15 protein-coding genes and 1 tRNA gene are annotated in these 17,021 nt (G+C 70.5%); 4 read left to right on the forward strand and 12 right to left on the reverse strand.

Going from position 1 to position 17,021, the window contains the following annotated elements; all coding sequences use genetic code 11:
• The first annotated feature begins 8 nt into the window (after nucleotides 1-8).
• On the forward strand, nucleotides 9-1,142 hold the full coding sequence (locus N865_RS03770; RefSeq protein WP_034801758.1) for a glycosyltransferase family 4 protein: 1,134 nt from the start codon (nucleotides 9-11) through the stop codon (nucleotides 1,140-1,142).
• On the opposite strand, the gene N865_RS22585 is transcribed toward N865_RS03770, so the two are convergent.
• Nucleotides 1,123-1,263: a DUF2613 family protein gene (locus N865_RS22585; protein WP_157557550.1), complete on the reverse strand. Its 141-nt coding sequence runs from the start codon at nucleotides 1,261-1,263 to the stop codon at nucleotides 1,123-1,125. The two genes, N865_RS03770 and N865_RS22585, sit on opposite strands and share 20 nt — an antisense overlap.
• Nucleotides 1,248-3,098 (reverse strand): hypothetical protein, encoded by a 1,851-nt coding sequence (locus N865_RS03775; protein ID WP_034801760.1) that lies wholly within the window; start codon nucleotides 3,096-3,098, stop codon nucleotides 1,248-1,250. The genes N865_RS22585 and N865_RS03775 overlap by 16 nt, the downstream gene beginning before the upstream one ends.
• Nucleotides 3,099-3,263: 165 nt before the next feature.
• On the opposite strand from N865_RS03775, the gene N865_RS03780 reads away from it, so the two are divergent.
• Nucleotides 3,264-4,040 (forward strand): class I SAM-dependent methyltransferase, encoded by a 777-nt coding sequence (locus N865_RS03780; protein WP_084327916.1) that lies wholly within the window; start codon nucleotides 3,264-3,266, stop codon nucleotides 4,038-4,040.
• Between the two features lie 28 nt (nucleotides 4,041-4,068).
• Nucleotides 4,069-5,367 (forward strand): lipopolysaccharide biosynthesis protein, encoded by a 1,299-nt coding sequence (locus tag N865_RS03785; protein WP_034801762.1) that lies wholly within the window; start codon nucleotides 4,069-4,071, stop codon nucleotides 5,365-5,367.
• Between the two features lie 97 nt (nucleotides 5,368-5,464).
• Here the strand turns inward: N865_RS03785 and polA are convergent, their stop codons facing one another.
• On the reverse strand, nucleotides 5,465-8,140 hold the full coding sequence (polA, locus tag N865_RS03790) for a DNA polymerase I (protein WP_034801764.1): 2,676 nt from the start codon (nucleotides 8,138-8,140) through the stop codon (nucleotides 5,465-5,467).
• Between the two features lie 80 nt (nucleotides 8,141-8,220).
• Here polA and N865_RS03795 point away from each other — a divergent pair, with 80 nt between their 5' ends.
• Complete coding sequence (locus tag N865_RS03795; protein WP_034801766.1) at nucleotides 8,221-8,658, forward strand: PaaI family thioesterase; 438 nt, start codon at nucleotides 8,221-8,223, stop codon at nucleotides 8,656-8,658.
• A gap of 18 nt (nucleotides 8,659-8,676) precedes the next feature.
• Here the strand turns inward: N865_RS03795 and N865_RS03800 are convergent, their stop codons facing one another.
• The 9 genes from N865_RS03800 to pyk form a co-directional block, all read right to left on the reverse strand.
• Nucleotides 8,677-9,273 carry a GNAT family N-acetyltransferase gene (locus tag N865_RS03800; protein WP_034801769.1) on the reverse strand — a complete coding sequence of 199 codons (597 nt, stop codon included), beginning with the start codon at nucleotides 9,271-9,273 and terminating at the stop codon, nucleotides 8,677-8,679.
• Between the two features lie 200 nt (nucleotides 9,274-9,473).
• Nucleotides 9,474-10,193, reverse strand: a complete 720-nt coding sequence (locus N865_RS03805; protein ID WP_034801771.1) for an ABC transporter ATP-binding protein — start codon at nucleotides 10,191-10,193, stop codon at nucleotides 9,474-9,476.
• Complete coding sequence (locus N865_RS03810; protein WP_034801773.1) at nucleotides 10,183-11,088, reverse strand: ABC transporter ATP-binding protein; 906 nt, start codon at nucleotides 11,086-11,088, stop codon at nucleotides 10,183-10,185. Before N865_RS03810 ends, N865_RS03805 begins: the two co-directional genes overlap by 11 nt.
• The gene (locus tag N865_RS03815; RefSeq protein ID WP_034801775.1) at nucleotides 11,045-12,160 is read right to left on the reverse strand and encodes a branched-chain amino acid ABC transporter permease; all 1,116 of its coding nucleotides are present in this window, start codon (nucleotides 12,158-12,160) and stop codon (nucleotides 11,045-11,047) included. The genes N865_RS03810 and N865_RS03815 overlap by 44 nt, the downstream gene beginning before the upstream one ends.
• Nucleotides 12,157-13,146 carry a branched-chain amino acid ABC transporter permease gene (locus N865_RS03820; RefSeq protein ID WP_034801777.1) on the reverse strand — a complete coding sequence of 330 codons (990 nt, stop codon included), beginning with the start codon at nucleotides 13,144-13,146 and terminating at the stop codon, nucleotides 12,157-12,159. Before N865_RS03820 ends, N865_RS03815 begins: the two co-directional genes overlap by 4 nt.
• 114 nt (nucleotides 13,147-13,260) lie before the next feature.
• Nucleotides 13,261-14,403, reverse strand: coding sequence for a branched-chain amino acid ABC transporter substrate-binding protein (locus N865_RS03825; protein WP_245603651.1), 1,143 nt, complete (start codon nucleotides 14,401-14,403; stop codon nucleotides 13,261-13,263).
• A 121-nt stretch (nucleotides 14,404-14,524) separates the two neighbouring features.
• The gene (locus N865_RS03830) at nucleotides 14,525-15,169 is read right to left on the reverse strand and encodes an ANTAR domain-containing response regulator (RefSeq protein ID WP_084327918.1); all 645 of its coding nucleotides are present in this window, start codon (nucleotides 15,167-15,169) and stop codon (nucleotides 14,525-14,527) included.
• A 97-nt stretch (nucleotides 15,170-15,266) separates the two neighbouring features.
• A tRNA-Leu gene (locus N865_RS03835) sits at nucleotides 15,267-15,352 on the reverse strand.
• 176 nt (nucleotides 15,353-15,528) lie between these two features.
• Nucleotides 15,529-16,986 carry a pyruvate kinase gene (gene pyk, locus N865_RS03840; protein ID WP_034801780.1) on the reverse strand — a complete coding sequence of 486 codons (1,458 nt, stop codon included), beginning with the start codon at nucleotides 16,984-16,986 and terminating at the stop codon, nucleotides 15,529-15,531.
• Nucleotides 16,987-17,021 lie beyond the last annotated feature (35 nt).

Below are 17,021 nucleotides of genomic sequence, written 5' to 3' on the forward strand. Positions count from 1 at the left end.
CCCTCACCATGCGCATCACCTTCCTGACGTGGCGGGACACCGGGCATCCCGACGGTGGCGGCTCCGAGGTGTATGTCGAGGAGGTCGCGGCTCGCCTCGTGGCGCGCGGCCACGACGTGACGATCCGCACGGCGTCGTATACCGGGGCGCCGGCCCACGAGGTCATCCGTGGTGTCGTCCACCGGCGTTCGGGTGGGCGCCTCAGCGTCTATGTCCGGGGGCTCGCGTACCTCGCGACCCCGGCGGGCCGCCGCGAGGACGTCGTGGTCGACGTCATCAACGGACTTCCGTTCGCTGCGCCGCTCGTGCGCCGTCGGGGGGTCGCCGCGCTGGTCCACCACCTCCACCGTGAGCAGTGGTCGATCATCTACCCGAACTGGAAGGGCCGGCTGGGGTGGTTCGTCGAGTCCCGCGTCACGCCGCGGCTGTACCGGCGGGTGCCGCACGTGACCGTCTCAGAGCACAGCGCGCGCGACCTCGAGCGCATCGGCGTGCCTGGCGTCAACATCAGTGTCGTGCGCAACGGCCTCCGGCACGACAGCGAGCGGCTTGACCCAGGCCCGCGGTCGGCGACGCCACGCCTGTGCGTCCTCTCGAGGCTCGTGCCGCACAAGCGGATCGAGCACGCGCTGCAGACGGTGGCCGCGCTCCGCGACGAGCTCCCCGGCCTGCACCTCGACATCGTCGGGGACGGGTGGTGGCGCGACGCCCTCGTGGCCGAGGCTGCCCGGCTACGGGTGACGGAGGCCGTGACCTTCCACGGTCACGTGCCAGACCGTGAGCGCGACCGGATCCTCGCCCGCTCGTGGGTCATGCTGCTCCCCTCGGTGAAAGAGGGGTGGGGCATCGCGGTCACCGAGGCGGCGCAGCAAGGCACGCCGACGATCGGCTACCGCGCCAGCGGGGGGCTCTGCGAGTCGGTCGTCGACGGCGTCACAGGCGTCCTCGTGGACACGCGGGAGGAGCTGGTGGCGGCGACCCGTCGGCTGCTTGCCGACGAGCCCGCGCGTCGCGCGATGTCGAGGGCGGCTGCCCGGGTTGCCGAAACCCTCGACTGGGACGACAGTGCCGAGCGCTTCGAGGGAGCGCTCGGCACGGCCCTGACGGTCAACCCCCGAAGGGTCACCGGTCGCCGTAGGTGAGGATCTCCTTGCTGGCGGGGTTCGTCGCGGGGGCGGCCGTCTGGGACGCCACGAGTCCGAACAGTCCAACACAGGCCAACACGGCACCGGCCACGACGGGGCCGATCACCTTCGCGAGCATCTTCCACTCCCTCTCTGGGTCGCGGGGAGCATAGCAGCGGCACGTCGGCCGTGGCGGCCGGATCGGCGGCGGGTCGCGACGAGCACCGAGGCGCCCCCGAGGAGCATGACGAGCAGGCCGACGAGGACGTCGACCGAGACGACGAGAGCGGTCACCGCGGGGCCCGCCGAGCCGTCCGGGACCGTCACCGGGCCGGGGATCTCGTAGAGCGTCAGGTGGGCGCCGGCATACCGCTGGACGGCACCCTTCGGTGTCTCGACAGGGATGGCAGCCGCCCCGGGAGGGGCGTCGGCCTGGACGAGCACCCAACGGACCCCGAGTCGCCCCAGGTCCGCGGCGCGGGCCGGCGAGCCGCCCTCCACGACCGCCCCGACCTCCTGAGCACGGTCGCTCTCTCCGGTGAGCAGGGTCGTGCCGACGCGGAGGCGGTCGGACATCACGACGTCGACGTCGAACCAGCGGGACGCGGGGTCGTACACCGCGAGCGGGCTCCCCCACGGGTAGACGCGATAGGCCTGCCACGGAAGCGTGACGAGGGTGCCGCTGCTTCCGTCGACGATCGCGGCCACGCGTTCGAAATCGGTGGGGTAACGGACCGGCCGCACGGTCGGCCATGTGACCGTCGTCGCGTCAGGCAGCGCGACGATCGGAAGCCCCACGGCCACGACCGCGGCCGTGACGAGGAGCGCTGGCGCGTGGCGGCCCACTCCGCGGAGCGCCCGGTCGGCTGCCGCCCCGAGGGCGAGTACGGCGAGCAGGGCGAGGGGAAGCAGCCACTTGTGGCTGTCGCGCAGGAGGCCCGCTCCCGGTATGCCCTCGACGACCGCTCGCACGAGGGTCGCTCCTCCGGGCAGTGAGGAGGCGACGGCCGCGATGAGGCCGAGTCCGGCGACGGCGGCGAGACGGCGCGCGGTGACCGGCCCGACGAGCCGGGTCAGGCGCACCCAGCCCGCGACGAGAGCGACGAGGACGAGCACGGTGCCGGCGTGCCCGAAGGCGCCGGACCGGCTCGCCGGGACCGACCCCGCATCCCAGATCCCGCCGAGGCCGAGCAGGCTCCACACCGCGCCACCGGGTCGCTCGGCGCGCGCCGCGAACGCCGCCACGCCGCCGGGATCGCTCGCCAGCCCGGCCGGCCCGAGGAGCGAGGGCAGCAGCCACGGGAGCTGGACGGCCATGGCGAGCGCAAGCAGGGCCGCCGCCGTGCGCCGGGACCAGCCCACGACGACGGCGAGGAAGGCCCCCACGAGCGCCCCGGTCGGCGTGATCGCCGACAGGGCCATGCCGACGAGCAGCGGGCCGTATGCCGCTGGGCCGGGTCGGGCGACCGCGCTCTCGGTCCGCGTCGCGACCTCGCGGGGGGACGTGCCGAGGTCGCGGAGGCGAGAGGCCGACGCCACGATGACGAACCCGGCGGCATACGCAGCGAGGAGCGCCCACTGCCCGAGGGCCAGGCGCTCGACGACGAACGGGTTCCACACGGCGAAGGCGCCCGCCACGGCGCGCGCGGCCGGATGGGCGCCGCGCAGGAGGCGGTGGGCGGCGCAGCCCGCCAGCACGAGGATGCCGAGGATCGCGATCCGCGCGAGGACCGCCCCGCCGACGACCGCGTCGGCGATCGAGACGAGAGCGTCGAGGGGCACGGCCCGGGCCGGCGTGTCGCCGAGGCCCAGCCAGGCGAGCCGGAAGGGCTGGCTCGGCGTGAAGACGAGGTCCCGCGCCAGCGGCAGGCCCGGGGAACGCAGCAGCGGCCAGACGAGCAGGCACGCGAGTCCCAGGACCAACCCGTCGAGGGCGAGGCCACGACGCCACCGGGCCGAGGAGGGATGCAGCACCGGGCTCCTCTCTGCCTGGCCCGGCTCGTCGATCCCGCGCGCCCGGCCAGGGGCGGTGCGTGACTGACACGGGTCTGACACGGCGGTTGGTACCGGCTGCGTCGATCGCAGCCGGCCGCCCTACGCTGATGGGCCGACCCACCCTATGGCACATCGAGGAGAGCCGTGAGCGAGCCGACGCACCCCGAGGGGACCCCTTCCCGCGGCGCCGCTCCCTCGTCCGCGGGCGGCTTCTCCTCTGGAGATGGGCTGACGTTCGAGCAGGCCTGGCAGGCGGCCGGAACGGTCCCGGGCTGGCTCACAGAGGCACAGGCCCGGGTGCTGTGGCACGAGACGCGGCGCGCCGGTCGGCGCGCACACGTGGTCGAGATCGGCTCCCACCGCGGCCGGAGCACGGTGGTCATCGCCTCCGCGCTGACGCAGGGCCACCTCACGGCCATCGACGCCTTCGTCGCCGGCGAGCGCTACGGCGGTCCCGCGACCCGTGCCGTCCTCGAGGACAACCTCGTGCAGGCCGGCGTCCGCGACCGGGTCGAGATCATCGCCGACCGGAGCGGGCACGTCCGGCGCCGCTGGGGCGAGGCGATCGACCTGCTCTGGGTGGACGGCAAGCACGACTACTGGACCTGCAGCGACGACCTGCGCTGGGCCACGTTCCTGCCGAGCGGTGGCCGGGTCCTCGTCCACGACGCCTTCTCGAGCCTCGGGGTGACGCTCGCCCTGCTCGTCCACGTGCTGCCGTCTTCGCAGCTGCGCTACCTCGGACGGACCGGCTCGCTCGCCGTCCTCGAGGTGGGGACGCCGACTCGGCAGGATCGCGCTCGGTTTGCCCGCCAGCTCCCGTGGTGGGTCCGGAATGTCGGGATCAAGGTGCTCCTCCGCCTGCGCCTGCGCGGCCTCGCACGACGGTTCGGTCACACCGACCGCTGCGATCCCTACTGACGGGTCACCTCCGTCTATCCTTGCGGCCGTGACCCACCCCGTGCGACGCAGCCGCGCCCTCCGCGGGGGGATCGTCATCGCCCTCGCCACCGGGGTCATGAACCTCGCGACCTACGCCTTCACCCTCATCAGCGCCCGCAGGCTCGGCCCGGCCGACTACGGTGCCTTCGCCGCGATGCTGGGGCTCGTCATCGTCGTCAATGTCGTGTCGCTCGGACTGCAGGCGACGGGCGCGCGGCGGGTCGCCGAGGAGCCGGGAGACCGGCAGGTCATCGAGGAGCGCGTCATGACCGCTTCCCGGCAGGTCGGCGCCGTCCTCACCATCGCCTGCCTGGCCGCGACGCCGGTCGTCGCCTCGGTGCTCGGGCTCGACTCGCTGCTGACGGCCGGGCTCCTCGCCGTGCCGGCGTGGTGCTTCGCCGTCATGGGCGGCCAGGCGGGCATCCTCCAGGGGGAGGGCCGGTGGGTCCCGCTCGCGCTCGTCTTCGCCTCGCTCGGCCTGGCCCGTGTCGTGCTCGGGACCGTCGCCATCGCTGCATCGCCGACGTCTCTCGCAGCGATGGCGGGCGGCGTGGCCGCGGCCGCCGTGGTGCCCGTGGTCGTCGGTGCCGTGGCCCTGCGGCACACGCGGCGCCGTCCGTCACCGGGGGCGACGAGGGTCGCGAGCGGTCGCACGCACGACGGGGTGCTCCGCGAGGCGCTCGCCAGCTCCCACGCGCTGCTCGCGTTCTTCGTCCTGGCCACGGTCGACATCGTCGTGGCCCGTATCGTCCTCGACGAGCACGATGCCGGCCTGTATGCCGCGGGGCTCATCGTCGTCAAAGCGGTGCAGTTCCTGCCGCAGTTCGTCGTCGTGGTGGCGTTCCCGGCGATGGCGAGACGGCGCGGTGACCGGCGGCTCCACCTCTGGGGTCTCGCGATCATCCTTGCCCTCGGCAGCGTGGTGACCCTCGCGACCGCCGCAGTCTCCGACCGAGTGCTCGCCCTCGTCGGGGGTCCGCAGTACGCCGACGTGCAGGCCCTCCTGTGGGTCTTCGCGGTCGTCGGGACGCTCCTCGCAGCCGTCCAGCTGCTCGTCTACAGCGCCCTCGCTCAGCGACAGCGTGGGGCCGTCACCGCGGTCTGGGCCGCCGTGGGCGTCGTCGTCCTCGGATCACGGGCCGTGGGGACGGGCGCCCAGCTGCTCGAGCTCGTCGTCGCCGCCGACGCCCTCCTGCTCTGCGCGCTCCTCATCCTCACCCGACGCGAGGTCGTCGCCGACGGAGCGGGAGGACCGGACCAGCCCGCCGTCCCCGGGTCGACCTCTCCGGCCACCGCGCCCGCCTGAGGCCATTCCCCGACGGGGCACCCGCGGGCCCTCCGAGCCGGGACGTCCACCCTTCGACGCGTCAGCCCGCGCCCGGGCGCCCCGGCCCTCCCGAGGGTCAGTGGGCGGCGTCGTGCCAGGAGCGGCCCACCCCGACGTTGACGTCGAGCGGGACATCCATGGCAACCGCGCCGCCCATCTGCTCGCGGACGATGCGCTCGACGTCGGCGCGCTCGCCAGGAGCCACCTCGAGGACGAGCTCGTCGTGGACCTGGAGCAGGATCCGGGACTTCGCATCCGCCTCGGTGAGGGCACGGTCGACACCGATCATGGCGACCTTCATGATGTCGGCGGCCGAGCCCTGGATCGGGGCGTTGAGCGCCATCCGCTCGGCCATCTCGCGGCGCTGGCGGTTGTCGGACGTGAGGTCGGGCAGATAGCGGCGGCGGCCGAACATCGTCGCCGTGTAACCGGTGCCGCGGGCCTGGGCCACGACGTCGCGAAGGTAGTCACGGACACCGCCGAAGCGCTCGAAGTAGCCGTCCATGAGGCCGCGCGCCTCCTCGGTGCTGATCGTCAGCTGCTTGGACAGGCCGAACGCCGAGAGGCCGTAGGCGAGGCCGTATGACATCGCCTTCACCTTGGAGCGCATCGCAGCGGTGACGTGGTCGGGCTCGACGCCGAAGACCTTTGAGCCGACGTAGTTGTGCAGGTCCTCCCCACTGCGGAAGGCCTCGATGAGGCCCTCGTCACCCGAGAGGTGGGCCATGACGCGCATCTCGATCTGCGAGTAGTCGGCCGACATGAGCGACTCGTAGCCGTCGCCGACGACGAACAGCTCGCGGATGCGCCGACCCTCCTCGGTCCGGATCGGGACGTTCTGGAGGTTGGGCTCGGTCGAGGACAGCCGACCCGTCGCCGCGATGGTCTGAAGGTAGGTCGTGTGGATCCGGCCGTCGTCGGCGACCGACTTCTGGAGTCCTTCGACCGTGACGCGCAGCCGGGCCGCGTCGCGGTGGCGCAGCAGTGCCTCGAGAAAGGGGTGCTCGGTCTTGGTGTAGAGGTCGGCAAGGGCGTCGGCGTCGGTCGTCCAGCCGGTCTTCGTCTTCTTCGTCTTCGGCATGCCCAGCGTCTCGAAGAGGACGACCTGGAGCTGCTTCGGCGAACCGAGGTTGATGTGCTCTCCGCCGATGGCGTCCCAGGCGTCCTCCTGCGCTTGCGCCACCTTCGCGGCGAAGTCGCCCTCGAGGCGGTCGAGACCCGGCACGTCGACGGCGATGCCGGTGCGCTCCATGCGGGCGAGGACGTCGACGAGGGGCAGCTCGACGTCGGCAAGCAGCTCTGTGCCGCCGGTCGCGGCCACCTGCTCGTCCAGCGCCTCCGCGAGGTCACGGATCGCCGTCGCCCGCAGCATCTCCTTGGCCGCGGCCTTCTCGTCGGCGTCGCCGCCGAAGTCGAGCATGCCCTGACCGGAGTCGTCCTTGCCGGTCGACAGCTCGCGCTTGAGAGTGCGCAGCACGAGGTCGTCGAGGTGGTAGCTGCGCTGGTCGGGCTTGACGAGGTAGGCCGCGAGCGAGGTGTCGCTCGTCAGCCCGCAGACCGTCAGGCCCCGGGCGAAGAGCGCCTCGACGGGCCCCTTGGCGTCGTGCATGGCCTTGGGCCGCTCCACGTCTCCGAGCCAGTCGGCGACCGCCGACTCCCCCTCGGGGGTGAGCGTCGTCAGGTCGATCCAGGCCGCGGCGCCGTCGGCGGCTGCGACCGCGACCGCCGTCGCGTCACCCGTCCCCCGCGCCCAGGTGCCGCTCACGGACAGGCCGGCGCGCCCTTCGCGGGTGAGGTGCTCGGAGACCCAGCCCGCGACGGCGCCCGGCTCGAGGACCGTCCCGTCGACGTCGAAGCCCTCCTCTGCCTCGGGCGCGGCGGCCTCGACGGTCGCGAAAAGCCGGTCGCGCAGGACCCGGAACTCGAGGCCGTCGAACACCTGGTGGACCTCGTCGCGGTTCCACTGGGCCCGGGCGAGGTCGGCCACGGTCAGACCGACCGGGCTGTCGGTGACGAGCTGGTTGAGCCGGCGGTTGCGCAGCACCTGGTCGAGGTGCTCGCGGAGCGCGTCGCCCGCCTTGCCCTTGATCTGGTCGACACCGGCCACGATGCCTTCGAGACCGCCGAACTGGGCGATCCACTTCGCGGCCGTCTTGGGGCCGACCCCGGGCACGCCGGGCAGGTTGTCGGACGACTCCCCCACCATGGCCGCGAGGTCGCTGTAGCGCTGCGGCGTCACGCCGTACTTGGCCTCGACCGCGGCGGGCGTCATGCGGGCGAGCTCGGACACCCCGCGGACGGGATAGAGCACCGTGACCTTGTCGGAGACGAGCTGGAAGGTGTCGCGGTCGCCGGAGCAGATGAGGACCTCGAGCCCCTCCGCCTCGGCCTGGGTCGTGAGCGTCGCGATGATGTCGTCGGCCTCGTATCCCTCGAGCTCGACGTGGACGATGCGCAGCGCGTCGAGGACCTCGTGCAGGAGCGAGACCTGGCCCTTGAACTCGTCGGGCGTCTTGGACCGGCCGGCCTTGTACTCGGAGTACTCCTCGGTCCGGAACGTCTGGCGCGAGAGGTCGAACGCGACGGCGACATGCGTCGGCTCCTCGTCGCGCAGGACGTTGATCAGCATCGAGGTGAAGCCGTAGACGGCATTGGTGTGCTGGCCGGTCGTCGTCGAGAAGTTCTCGACGGGGAGGGCGAAGAACGCGCGGTAGGCCAGCGAGTGTCCGTCGAGGAGGAGAAGTCGGCTCACACGGCAACCCTAGTGTCCGCCACCGACGGCCGAGCCAGCCGGTGACCGCTCGCCGGGCTCGGCGGCATACGATCCCCTCCATGAGTGAACAGCCTCAGGGTCAGGTCCCCGACGTCGTGCGGGCGATGGAGTCGATGATGTCCGGGACGCTCGTCGAGCGCATGGGAATCGAGCTCGTGGACGTGACTCCCGAGCGGCTCGTGGCGACGATGCCGGTCGCCGGCAACACCCAGCCCTACGGCCTGCTCCACGGTGGCGCGAGCGTCGTCCTCGCGGAGACGCTCGGCTCGATCGGGGCGCAGCTGCACGCCGGGCACGGACGCGCGGCCGTCGGCCTCGACATCAACGCGACCCACCACCGGGCGGCCCGCGCCGGCATCGTGACGGGGACGGCCACGCTGCTCAGCGCGGGGCGCACCCTCGTCAGCTACGACGTCGTCGTGACCGACGAGGACGGCAGACGCCTCTGCACCTCGCGGATCACGTGCCTGCTGCGCGACGCGGCCCCGGGCGCCTGAGCACGACGCTGGCCGGCACTATCCGGCGATCTGCGGGGGCTCAGCGCGGGTGAGCCTCGACGGCGCGGCCCGGACGTCACGGCGCCGCTGGAGCAGTGCCTCGAGGTTTCGGCGCTGGCTCGGGCACTCGCCGCCGAGCCGCCGCTTCAGAGCGGCCACCGGGGTCACGCGGCGCACGGTCTCGGCAGCAAACCCGATCCGGGCGAAGAACCGGTTGGCCTCCCGGTCCTGGGCCGGCACGGTGCTCGCGATGTGCTCCGCGCCGCGGCGTTCGGCATAGCGCGCGGCGGCCGCCAACAGCGCCCGCCCGACCCCGTGCCGCCGCACGTCCGCCACCACGTAGAGCATGTCGACCGACACGCACGGCGAGACGACGAGGAGGCTGCGCGTCGAGTCGGCGATGACGATGTAACCGACTGGGCGCTGGTCCATGAAGGCGATGAAGGCGGCAATGTCATTGCGCTGCAGGGCAGTTCGCAGGGTGCCGTCAAGAGCCAGCCGTCGTGCGGCCTCAGGGGTGGTGCCGCCCTCGATCCGGTGCGTGATCCACAGCTCGATGAACTGCGCGTGCAGACCGGGCTCCACAGGGTGCACCGTGACCACTGCTCGACCCATCGTCCCTCCTGTATCCAGCCCCGAGGTCACTCGCCCGACATTACGGCCAATCGCGGGGCGGCGGAAGGGTAATCCCCAGGAGATTCCGCGACACGCCGACAGGAGCCCACACCTCGGCGCGAGGACACGAGAAGGGGCGCCACGGCTGGGTGCCGCGGTGCCCCTTCTCGTTGGTTCGTATGCCGCTCAGCCGGCCCCGCTCAGACGTCGCCTCCGAGGTAGGCCGCCTTCACGGCCGGGTCGGCGGCGAGATCCTTGCCGGTCCCCTCGCGGACGATCTCGCCCGTCTCGAGGATGTAGGCACGGTGCGAGCGCTTGAGCGCCTGGGCGGCGTTCTGCTCGACGAGGAGCACGGTCGTGCCCTGGCTGTTGATCTCGGTGACGATGTCGAAGATCTGCTGGATCAGCTTGGGCGCGAGGCCCATCGACGGTTCGTCGAGGAGGAGCAGCTTTGGCTTGGCCATGAGCGCGCGGCCCATCGCGAGCATCTGCTGCTCGCCGCCCGACATCGAGCCCGCCGCCTGGTTGCTGCGCTCCTTGAGCCGGGGGAAGAGCTCGAAGACGCGCTCGAGGTCCTTCTTGACCGCGGGCGACTTGCGATCGGGACGGGCATAGGTGCCCATCTCGAGGTTCTCCATCACCGTCATGCCGACGAAGCAGCCACGACCCTCCGGCGACTGCGAGATCCCGAGCACCGGCCGCTCGTGCGACGGCATGTGGGTGATGTCCTTGCCGTCGAACATGACCGACCCGGCGCGCACGGGGCGCAGACCGGAGATCGTCTTCATCGTCGTCGTCTTGCCGGCGCCGTTGGCCCCGATGAGGGTGACGATCTCACCCTCCTCGACCGAGAAGGTGATGTCGCGGATCGCCTCGATGCGCCCGTAGTTGACGCACAGTCCGTTGACCTCAAGAAGCATCTTCTTCATCAACTCCCAGGTAGGCGGCGATGACCGCCGGGTTGTCGCGGACCTCCGCGGGCGAGCCCTCGGCGATCTTGCGGCCGAACTCGAGCACGACGATCCGGTCGGTGACGCCCATGACGAGCTTCATGTCGTGCTCGATGAGCAGGACGGTGTAGCCCTGGTCGCGGATCGTGCGGATGAGCTCCATGAGCTTGGCCTTCTCCGCCGGGTTGAAGCCCGCGGCAGGCTCGTCGAGGCAGAGCAGCTGCGGGCTCGTCGCGAGGGCCCGGGCGATCTCGAGACGCCGCTGGTCACCGTAGGGCAGGTTGCGAGCGAGCTCGTTGGCCTTGCCCCGCAGACCCATGAACTCGAGCAGCTCCATGGCGCGGGCCAGGCCCTCGGCCTCCTCCCTCCGGTGCTTCGGCAGCCGGAACATCGCCGAGCCCACCCCGGTCGAGTGATGGGCGTCGACCCCGACCATGACGTTCTCGAGGGCCGTCATGTTGGCGAAGAGGCGGATGTTCTGGAACGTGCGCGCGATGCCCAGCTTGGTGATCTGGAACTTCTTGCGCTTGCCGAGGGGCTTGCCGAGGTAGCGCACCCCGCCGGACGTCGGCTGGTACACGCCGGTCATGACGTTGAAGCACGTCGTCTTGCCGGCGCCGTTGGGGCCGATGAGTCCGAGGATCTCACCCTTGTTGATGTGGAAGCTCACCTCGTTGAGCGCGACGACACCACCGAAGCGGAGCGTGACGTTGTCAACCTCGAGGAGCTTCTCGCCCTCGGCGACGATCGGGCCGCCCACGGGCTCCGGGGCGATGTCGACGTCAGGGTTGATCTCCATGACGGGTTCGTCCTTGAAGGCCTCAGACACGGACCTCTCCTTCCTCGAGGGCTTCGAGCTTCTCATCGGCCTCGATCGCGCGGACGGCGCGCCGTGGCGGCAGGATGCCCTGCGGCCTGAAGATCGCGAGGAGCATCAGCGCGAGACCGAAGACGAGCACGCGGAAGTCGGCGAAGTCGCGGAAGCGCTCGGGGAAGTAGCCGACCACGATCGCGCCGAGGATGACACCCCACCGGTTGCCCGCGCCGCCGACGACGACGGCGGCGATGAAGAGGATCGACAGCAGCAGCACGAAGCTGTCGGGCGAGATGAAGCCTGCCTTCCCTGCGAAGAGCGCGCCGGAGAGGCCGCCGATGCAGGCGCCGAGGGCGAAGGCGAGCAGCTTGAACCTGAAGGTCGGCACGCCCATGAGCTCGGCGGCGTCCTCGTCCTCACGCGTGGCCTCCCACGCGCGACCGACTCGACTGTCCTTGACGAGCTTGTCGAAGAGCAGGACGAGCAGGATCACGGACAAGGCGAGCCAGTAGTAGGGGATCTGGTCGGTGATGCCGAACTTGAGGAACGTCGTCGTGTTGCTGAGGTCGACGACCGGGGCACCGCTGCTCCAGTCGAGACTCGGCACCTCGAACAGCTCGGCGCCCGGGGGTCTCGGGATGTTGGAGATGCCCTGGGCGCCATTGAGCCACTGGCTGTTGACCAGGGTCAGCCGGACGATCTCACCGAAGCCGAGCGTGACGATGGCGAGGTAGTCGCCGCGGACGCGCAGGGTGGGCGCGCCGAGCAGGATGCCGGAGATGAGCGCCGCCCCGATGGCGACCGGGACCGTCCACAGCCACGGCCACGAGCCGTGGAGGGAGCTGAGCACCCCGACGGTGTAGGCGCCGATGGCGTAGAACCCGACGTACCCGAGGTCGAGCAGGCCCGCGTAGCCGACGACGATGTTGAGGCCGAGGGCGACGAGGACATACGTCGAGACGGTGAACAGCACGCCGCCGAAGTCGGAGTCGGGGGTGGTGATGAAGGGAATGTTGAGCAGGGGCAGGGCGAAGAGGAAGACGAGGAAGAGCACCCAGAGGACGATCTTCGCCGGCTTCGGCAGGGCCCGGACCCAGTCCATGCCTCGCTGTGCATAGCTCATGCGCGCGCCTTCCCGAGGGACTCACCGAGCAGGCCGGTGGGTCGGAACAGCAGGATCACGACGAGGAGGAGGAACGCGACGACGTCCTTCCACTCAGTGCCGACGATCGCGGACCCGTAGTTCTCGGCGAGGCCGAGGACGAAACCACCGAGGAGGGCGCCGCGGAGGTTGCCGATGCCGCCGAGGACGGCCGCCGTGAAGGCCTTGACGCCGAGGATGAAGCCGGCGTCGTAGCGGGTGATCCCGATCTTGAGCATGTAGAACGCGGCGGCCGCGCCGGCCATCACGCCGCCGACGAGGAAGGTCACCTGGATGACCCGGTCGCGGTTGACGCCCATGAGAGCCGCCGACTCCGGGTCCTGGGCGACGGCACGAATGCCGCGCCCGAGCCGGGAGCGCTTCACGAACTGGTCGAGCATGATCATGATGGCGATCGCGCCGACGATGACGAAGATGTCGACGTTGGTGACTGCGTAGTCCCCCAGCGTGAAGACCGGCTGGGGGGTGATGATCTCAGGCATGCCCGCGTTGTTGCGCGAGTTGCGGACGTAGGTGGCGAGCGGGGTGTCGAGGCCGAACCACCCGGTGATCTTCTCGCGCAGGCCCATGATCTCGGCGAGCACGAAGGAGGCACCGATCGCCGAGATGAGGGCGATGAGAGGTGGTGCGTTGCGCTTGCGCAACGGTCGGTACGCGAAGCGTTCGAGCAGGACGGCGATGAGGCCGGACATGGCCATGGCCGCGACGAACATCATGGCGATCCAGAAGATCACCTGAGCGATCGAGCCGGTCGCGTTGCCACCGAGGAACGTCACGACCCACAGGGCCGCGAAGGTGCCGTACATGAAGACTTCGGAGTGCGCGAAGTTGATGAGGCGAAGAACGCCGTAGACGAGGGTGTATCCGAGGGCGACGAGGGCGTAGACGGCACCGAGGGTGAGCCCCGTGATCGTCAACGCCCAGAAGTTGTCGAACAGGTATTGCATCCAAGACCTCCTGGGCCGGGTGCGGAGGGCTGATCAGGTGAGAAAGTCCGGTCAACCGACGAGGGGCGGTCGGAGCGAATGCCCCGACCGCCCCTGTCAGAGCGTCGGACGAACTTACTTGATCTCGCCGACGGAGACGATCTTGCCGTTCTCGACCTTGTAGGCATAGACCTTGATGTCAGCGGACTCGCCCTTGGCGTCGAACTTCAGCTGCTTCGTCACGCCCTTCTTGTCGTACGACTTGACGAAGTCGACCATCGTCGCGCGCGTCTTGCCGGCCGCGATGCCGTCGAGGAGGATCGTCGCCGAGTCGTAGCCCTCACCGGAGTAGGTGTTGGGGTCCTGGCCGAACTTCGCCTTGTAGGCGGCCGCGAACTCCGGCGCCACGTCGGCCGGGACGCACGGGCACGTGATGATCGTGCCCTCGGCGGCCGTCTTGGCGTTGTCGATGAACGACTGGTCCTTCACGCCGTCGGCGACGACGAACGTGCCCTTCCAGCCGGCGTCGCGCAGCTGCTTGATGAGCGGCGCGGCCTCCGGGGAGTAGCCACCGTAGAAGAGCGCGTCGGCGCCGGAAGCCTTGACCTTCGTCACCGAGGCGCTGAAGTCGGTCTGCTTCTGCTGGATGGTGTCGTTGCCGACGACGGCCGAGCCGAGGTCCTGACGGACGATGTCGGCGAGGCCCTTGCCGTACTCGGAGGCGTCGTCCATGACGAACGGCTTCGTCGCCTTGAGGGTGTCCTTGATGTACTTCGCGGCCGCGGGACCCTGGGTCGCGTCGTTGCCGAGGGCACGGAAGAAGGTCTTCCAGCCGTTGTCGGCGAGCTTGGGGTTGGTCGCCGACGGGGTGATCGTCACGAGGCCGGCCTCGTTGAAGAGCGGGTCGGCGGCCTTGGACTCACCCGAGAACGCGGGGCCGACGATGCCGACGACCTTCTTGTCGTCGATGGCCTTCTTCGCGAGGCCAGGAGCCTGCGTCGGGTCACCCTGCGAGTCGTAGTTCTCGAGCTTGACCTGGCAGTTGGGGTGCTTCTTGTTGTAGTCGTCCAGAGCCAGGTTGACACCGTTCTGGATGTAGATGCCAAGGTTGGCGTTGGGGCCGGTCAGGGCGCCGAACATGCCGATCTTGAGGTCGCAGGCAGCCTGGGAGCCCCCCGAGGCGCCGGCGGAGCTGGTGTCGCCACCCTTGGTGCCACAGGCGCCGAGGGCGAGTGCTGCGGCCACGATCGGCACAGCGAACTTGAGGGTAGAGCGCACGGGTTGTCCTCCTGATGTGACGGCCCTCGGTCGAGGGTTGTCACGGAGACTAGAGGCTCATCCCTGCGTGGTCACTAACAAGCTCGCATCGGTGATCGTGTCGTGACCTCTCGTCCGCGCCTCAAGACGTGGGGAAACCGTTGATCACGGCCTCCGCGACCTCCTTCATCCCGAGACGGCGGTCCATCGCGGTCTTCTGGATCCAGCGGAACGCGTCGGCCTCGCTGAGCTTGAGCTGGGTCATCAGGACACCCTTGGCACGGTCGACGAGCTTGCGGGTCTCGAGCCGCTCGCCGAGGTCGGCGATCTCGGACTCGAGGGCCTTGAGCTCGGTCCAGCGCGAGCGGGCGATGTCGATGGCCGGGCGCAGGTCGTCGGCCGTGAACGGCTTGACGATGTAGGCCATGACGCCGGCGTCGCGGGCCCGCTCGACGAGCTCGGTCTGCGAGAAGGCCGTGAGCATGATGACGGGGCAGAGCTTGGCCTCGTGGAGCTGCTCGGCGGCGGACAGCCCGTCGAGGACCGGCATCTTGACGTCCATGATGACGAGGTCGGGCAGGAGCTCCCTGGCCAGCTCGACCGCCTGCTCACCGTTGCTGGCCTGGCCGATGACGTCGTAGCCCTGCTCGCCGAGCATCTCGACGAGGTCGAGACGGATCAGGGTCTCGTCCTCGGCGACGAGGATCCGCGTCGCGCCCGCTGCAGGGGCGCTCACGGGGGCTTCGGGGGCGACAGGCTTGGGCGTGGGGCTCTCGTCGGTGCTCACGGCCCAAAGCCTAGCCGGGACGACACGGACGCGACGTCAGGGCACGAGTCGTGGGACGAGGGTGGCACGAACCCATGGCGCCGAGCTCGCGGGGGAATGGTGCCGGGAGCGGGACTCGAACCCGCACGACCTCTCGGTCAGAGCATTTTGAGTGCCCCGTGTCTGCCGTTCCACCACCCCGGCGGGAGTGCGGCGCCAGCATACCCGCGACCCTGCCCGACCGGCGCCGACGTCCCCGAGCGGGAGGCCTCGAGCGGGGACCTCGAGCGGGAGGCCCCTGGACGCACGTATGCCGCTGAGCGCGCTCAGCGGCATACGTGTCCGTCCGGAGGTGGCCGGGGATCGGTGAGCCGGTCGGCTCAGCCGGTGACCTCCTCCGGCCGGTAGGCGGGCGCGGCCCGGTTGATCGCGTCGCCGATGCGGTGGACGCGCAGCGCGTTGGTCGAGCCGGGGATGCCCGGGGGGGAGCCGGCGACGATCACGACGCGCTCACCCTCGGCAACCCGGCCCTCCGGCAGGAGGTTGAGGTCGACCTGCATCGCGAACTGGTCGGTGTGCTGCATCCGGGGGACGAGATAGGTCTCGACGCCCCAGACCAGGGCGAGCTGGGAGCGGGTCTTGGCCTCCGACGTGAACGCGAGCATGGGCAGCCGCGGCCGGAGCCGGGACATCCGCTTCGCCGAGCCACCGGTCTCGGTGAAGGTGATGAGGAACTTGGCGCCGACGATGTCACCGATCTCGGAGGCCGCCTTGGTGACGGCGCCGCCGACGGTCTGGGGCGTCGAGCCGAGGCGGGCGATCTTGTCGTGCCCGCGCTCCTCGGTGTTCTCGATGATGCGCGCCATCGTGCGGACGGCTTCGACCGGCCAGGCGCCCACCGAGGTCTCGCCGGAGAGCATGAGGGCGTCGGCGCCGTCGAGGACGGCGTTGGCCGCGTCGGACGCCTCGGCGCGCGTCGGCCGGGGGTTCTCGATCATCGACTCGAGCACTTGCGTCGCGACGATGACGGGCTTCGCCTCGCGGCGGGCCAGCTCGATCGCGGTCTTCTGGACGAGCGGCACCTCCTCGAGGGGCAGCTCGACGCCGAGGTCGCCGCGGGCCACCATGATCCCGTCGAAGGCGCGGACGATCTCCTTGAGGTTGTCGACCGCCTGCGGCTTCTCGATCTTGGCGATGACCGGGATCCGGTGGCCGAACTCGTCCATGATCTCGTGGACGTCGACGATGTCGTCGGCCGAGCGGACGAACGACAGGGCGATCATGTCGACCCCGAGGCGCATCGCGAAGCGGAGGTCCTCGCGGTCCTTCTCGGACAGGGCGGGGACGCTGACCGCGACGCCGGGCAGGTTGATGCCCTTGTTGTTGGACACGACGCCGCCGATGACGGTCTCGGTGATGACGTCGGTCTCGGTCACCTCCACGGCCCGGAGCATGACCTTGCCGTCGTCGATGAGCAGCAGGTCGCCGGGGCGCACGTCGCCGGGCAGGCCGGCATACGTCGTCCCGACTTCCATGTCGTCGCCCGCCACGTCGCGGGTCGTGATGGTGAAGCGCTGGCCGGGGTCGAGGCTGACGGGGCCGGACGCGAAGCGGCCGGTGCGGATCTTGGGGCCCTGGAGGTCGACGAGGATGCCGACCGCCCGGCCGGAGCCGTCGCTCGCGGCGCGGACGTCGCGGTAGACCTGCTCGTGGATGGAGTGCTCACCGTGGGAGAGGTTGAGCCTCGCTACGTCCATGCCCGCGTCGACGAGGGCTCGGAGCTGTTGGGGGGACGATGTCTTGGGTCCGATGGTGCAGACGATCTTGGCGCGACGCATGGATCAACCTTATGGGTGCTGTGACGTGCGTCACC

Source organism: Intrasporangium oryzae NRRL B-24470, assembly GCF_000576595.1.
GTDB lineage: Bacteria > Actinomycetota > Actinomycetes > Actinomycetales > Dermatophilaceae > Intrasporangium_C > Intrasporangium_C oryzae.

What these genes read in the sequence shown, in the direction of transcription:
- N865_RS03770 (WP_034801758.1), top strand. Translation starts at nt 9, where the DNA reads ATGCGCATCACCTTCCTGACGTGGCGGGACACCGGGCATCCCGACGGT.
- N865_RS22585 (WP_157557550.1), bottom strand. Translation starts at nt 1,263, where the DNA reads ATGCTCGCGAAGGTGATCGGCCCCGTCGTGGCCGGTGCCGTGTTGGCC.
- N865_RS03810 (WP_034801773.1), bottom strand. Translation starts at nt 11,088, where the DNA reads ATGAGAAGCTCGAAGCCCTCGAGGAAGGAGAGGTCCGTGTCTGAGGCC.
- N865_RS03805 (WP_034801771.1), bottom strand. Translation starts at nt 10,193, where the DNA reads ATGCTTCTTGAGGTCAACGGACTGTGCGTCAACTACGGGCGCATCGAG.
- pyk (WP_034801780.1), bottom strand. Translation starts at nt 16,986, where the DNA reads ATGCGTCGCGCCAAGATCGTCTGCACCATCGGACCCAAGACATCGTCC.
- N865_RS03815 (WP_034801775.1), bottom strand. Translation starts at nt 12,160, where the DNA reads ATGAGCTATGCACAGCGAGGCATGGACTGGGTCCGGGCCCTGCCGAAG.
- N865_RS03820 (WP_034801777.1), bottom strand. Translation starts at nt 13,146, where the DNA reads ATGCAATACCTGTTCGACAACTTCTGGGCGTTGACGATCACGGGGCTC.
- N865_RS03800 (WP_034801769.1), bottom strand. Translation starts at nt 9,273, where the DNA reads ATGGGTCGAGCAGTGGTCACGGTGCACCCTGTGGAGCCCGGTCTGCAC.
- N865_RS03795 (WP_034801766.1), top strand. Translation starts at nt 8,221, where the DNA reads ATGAGTGAACAGCCTCAGGGTCAGGTCCCCGACGTCGTGCGGGCGATG.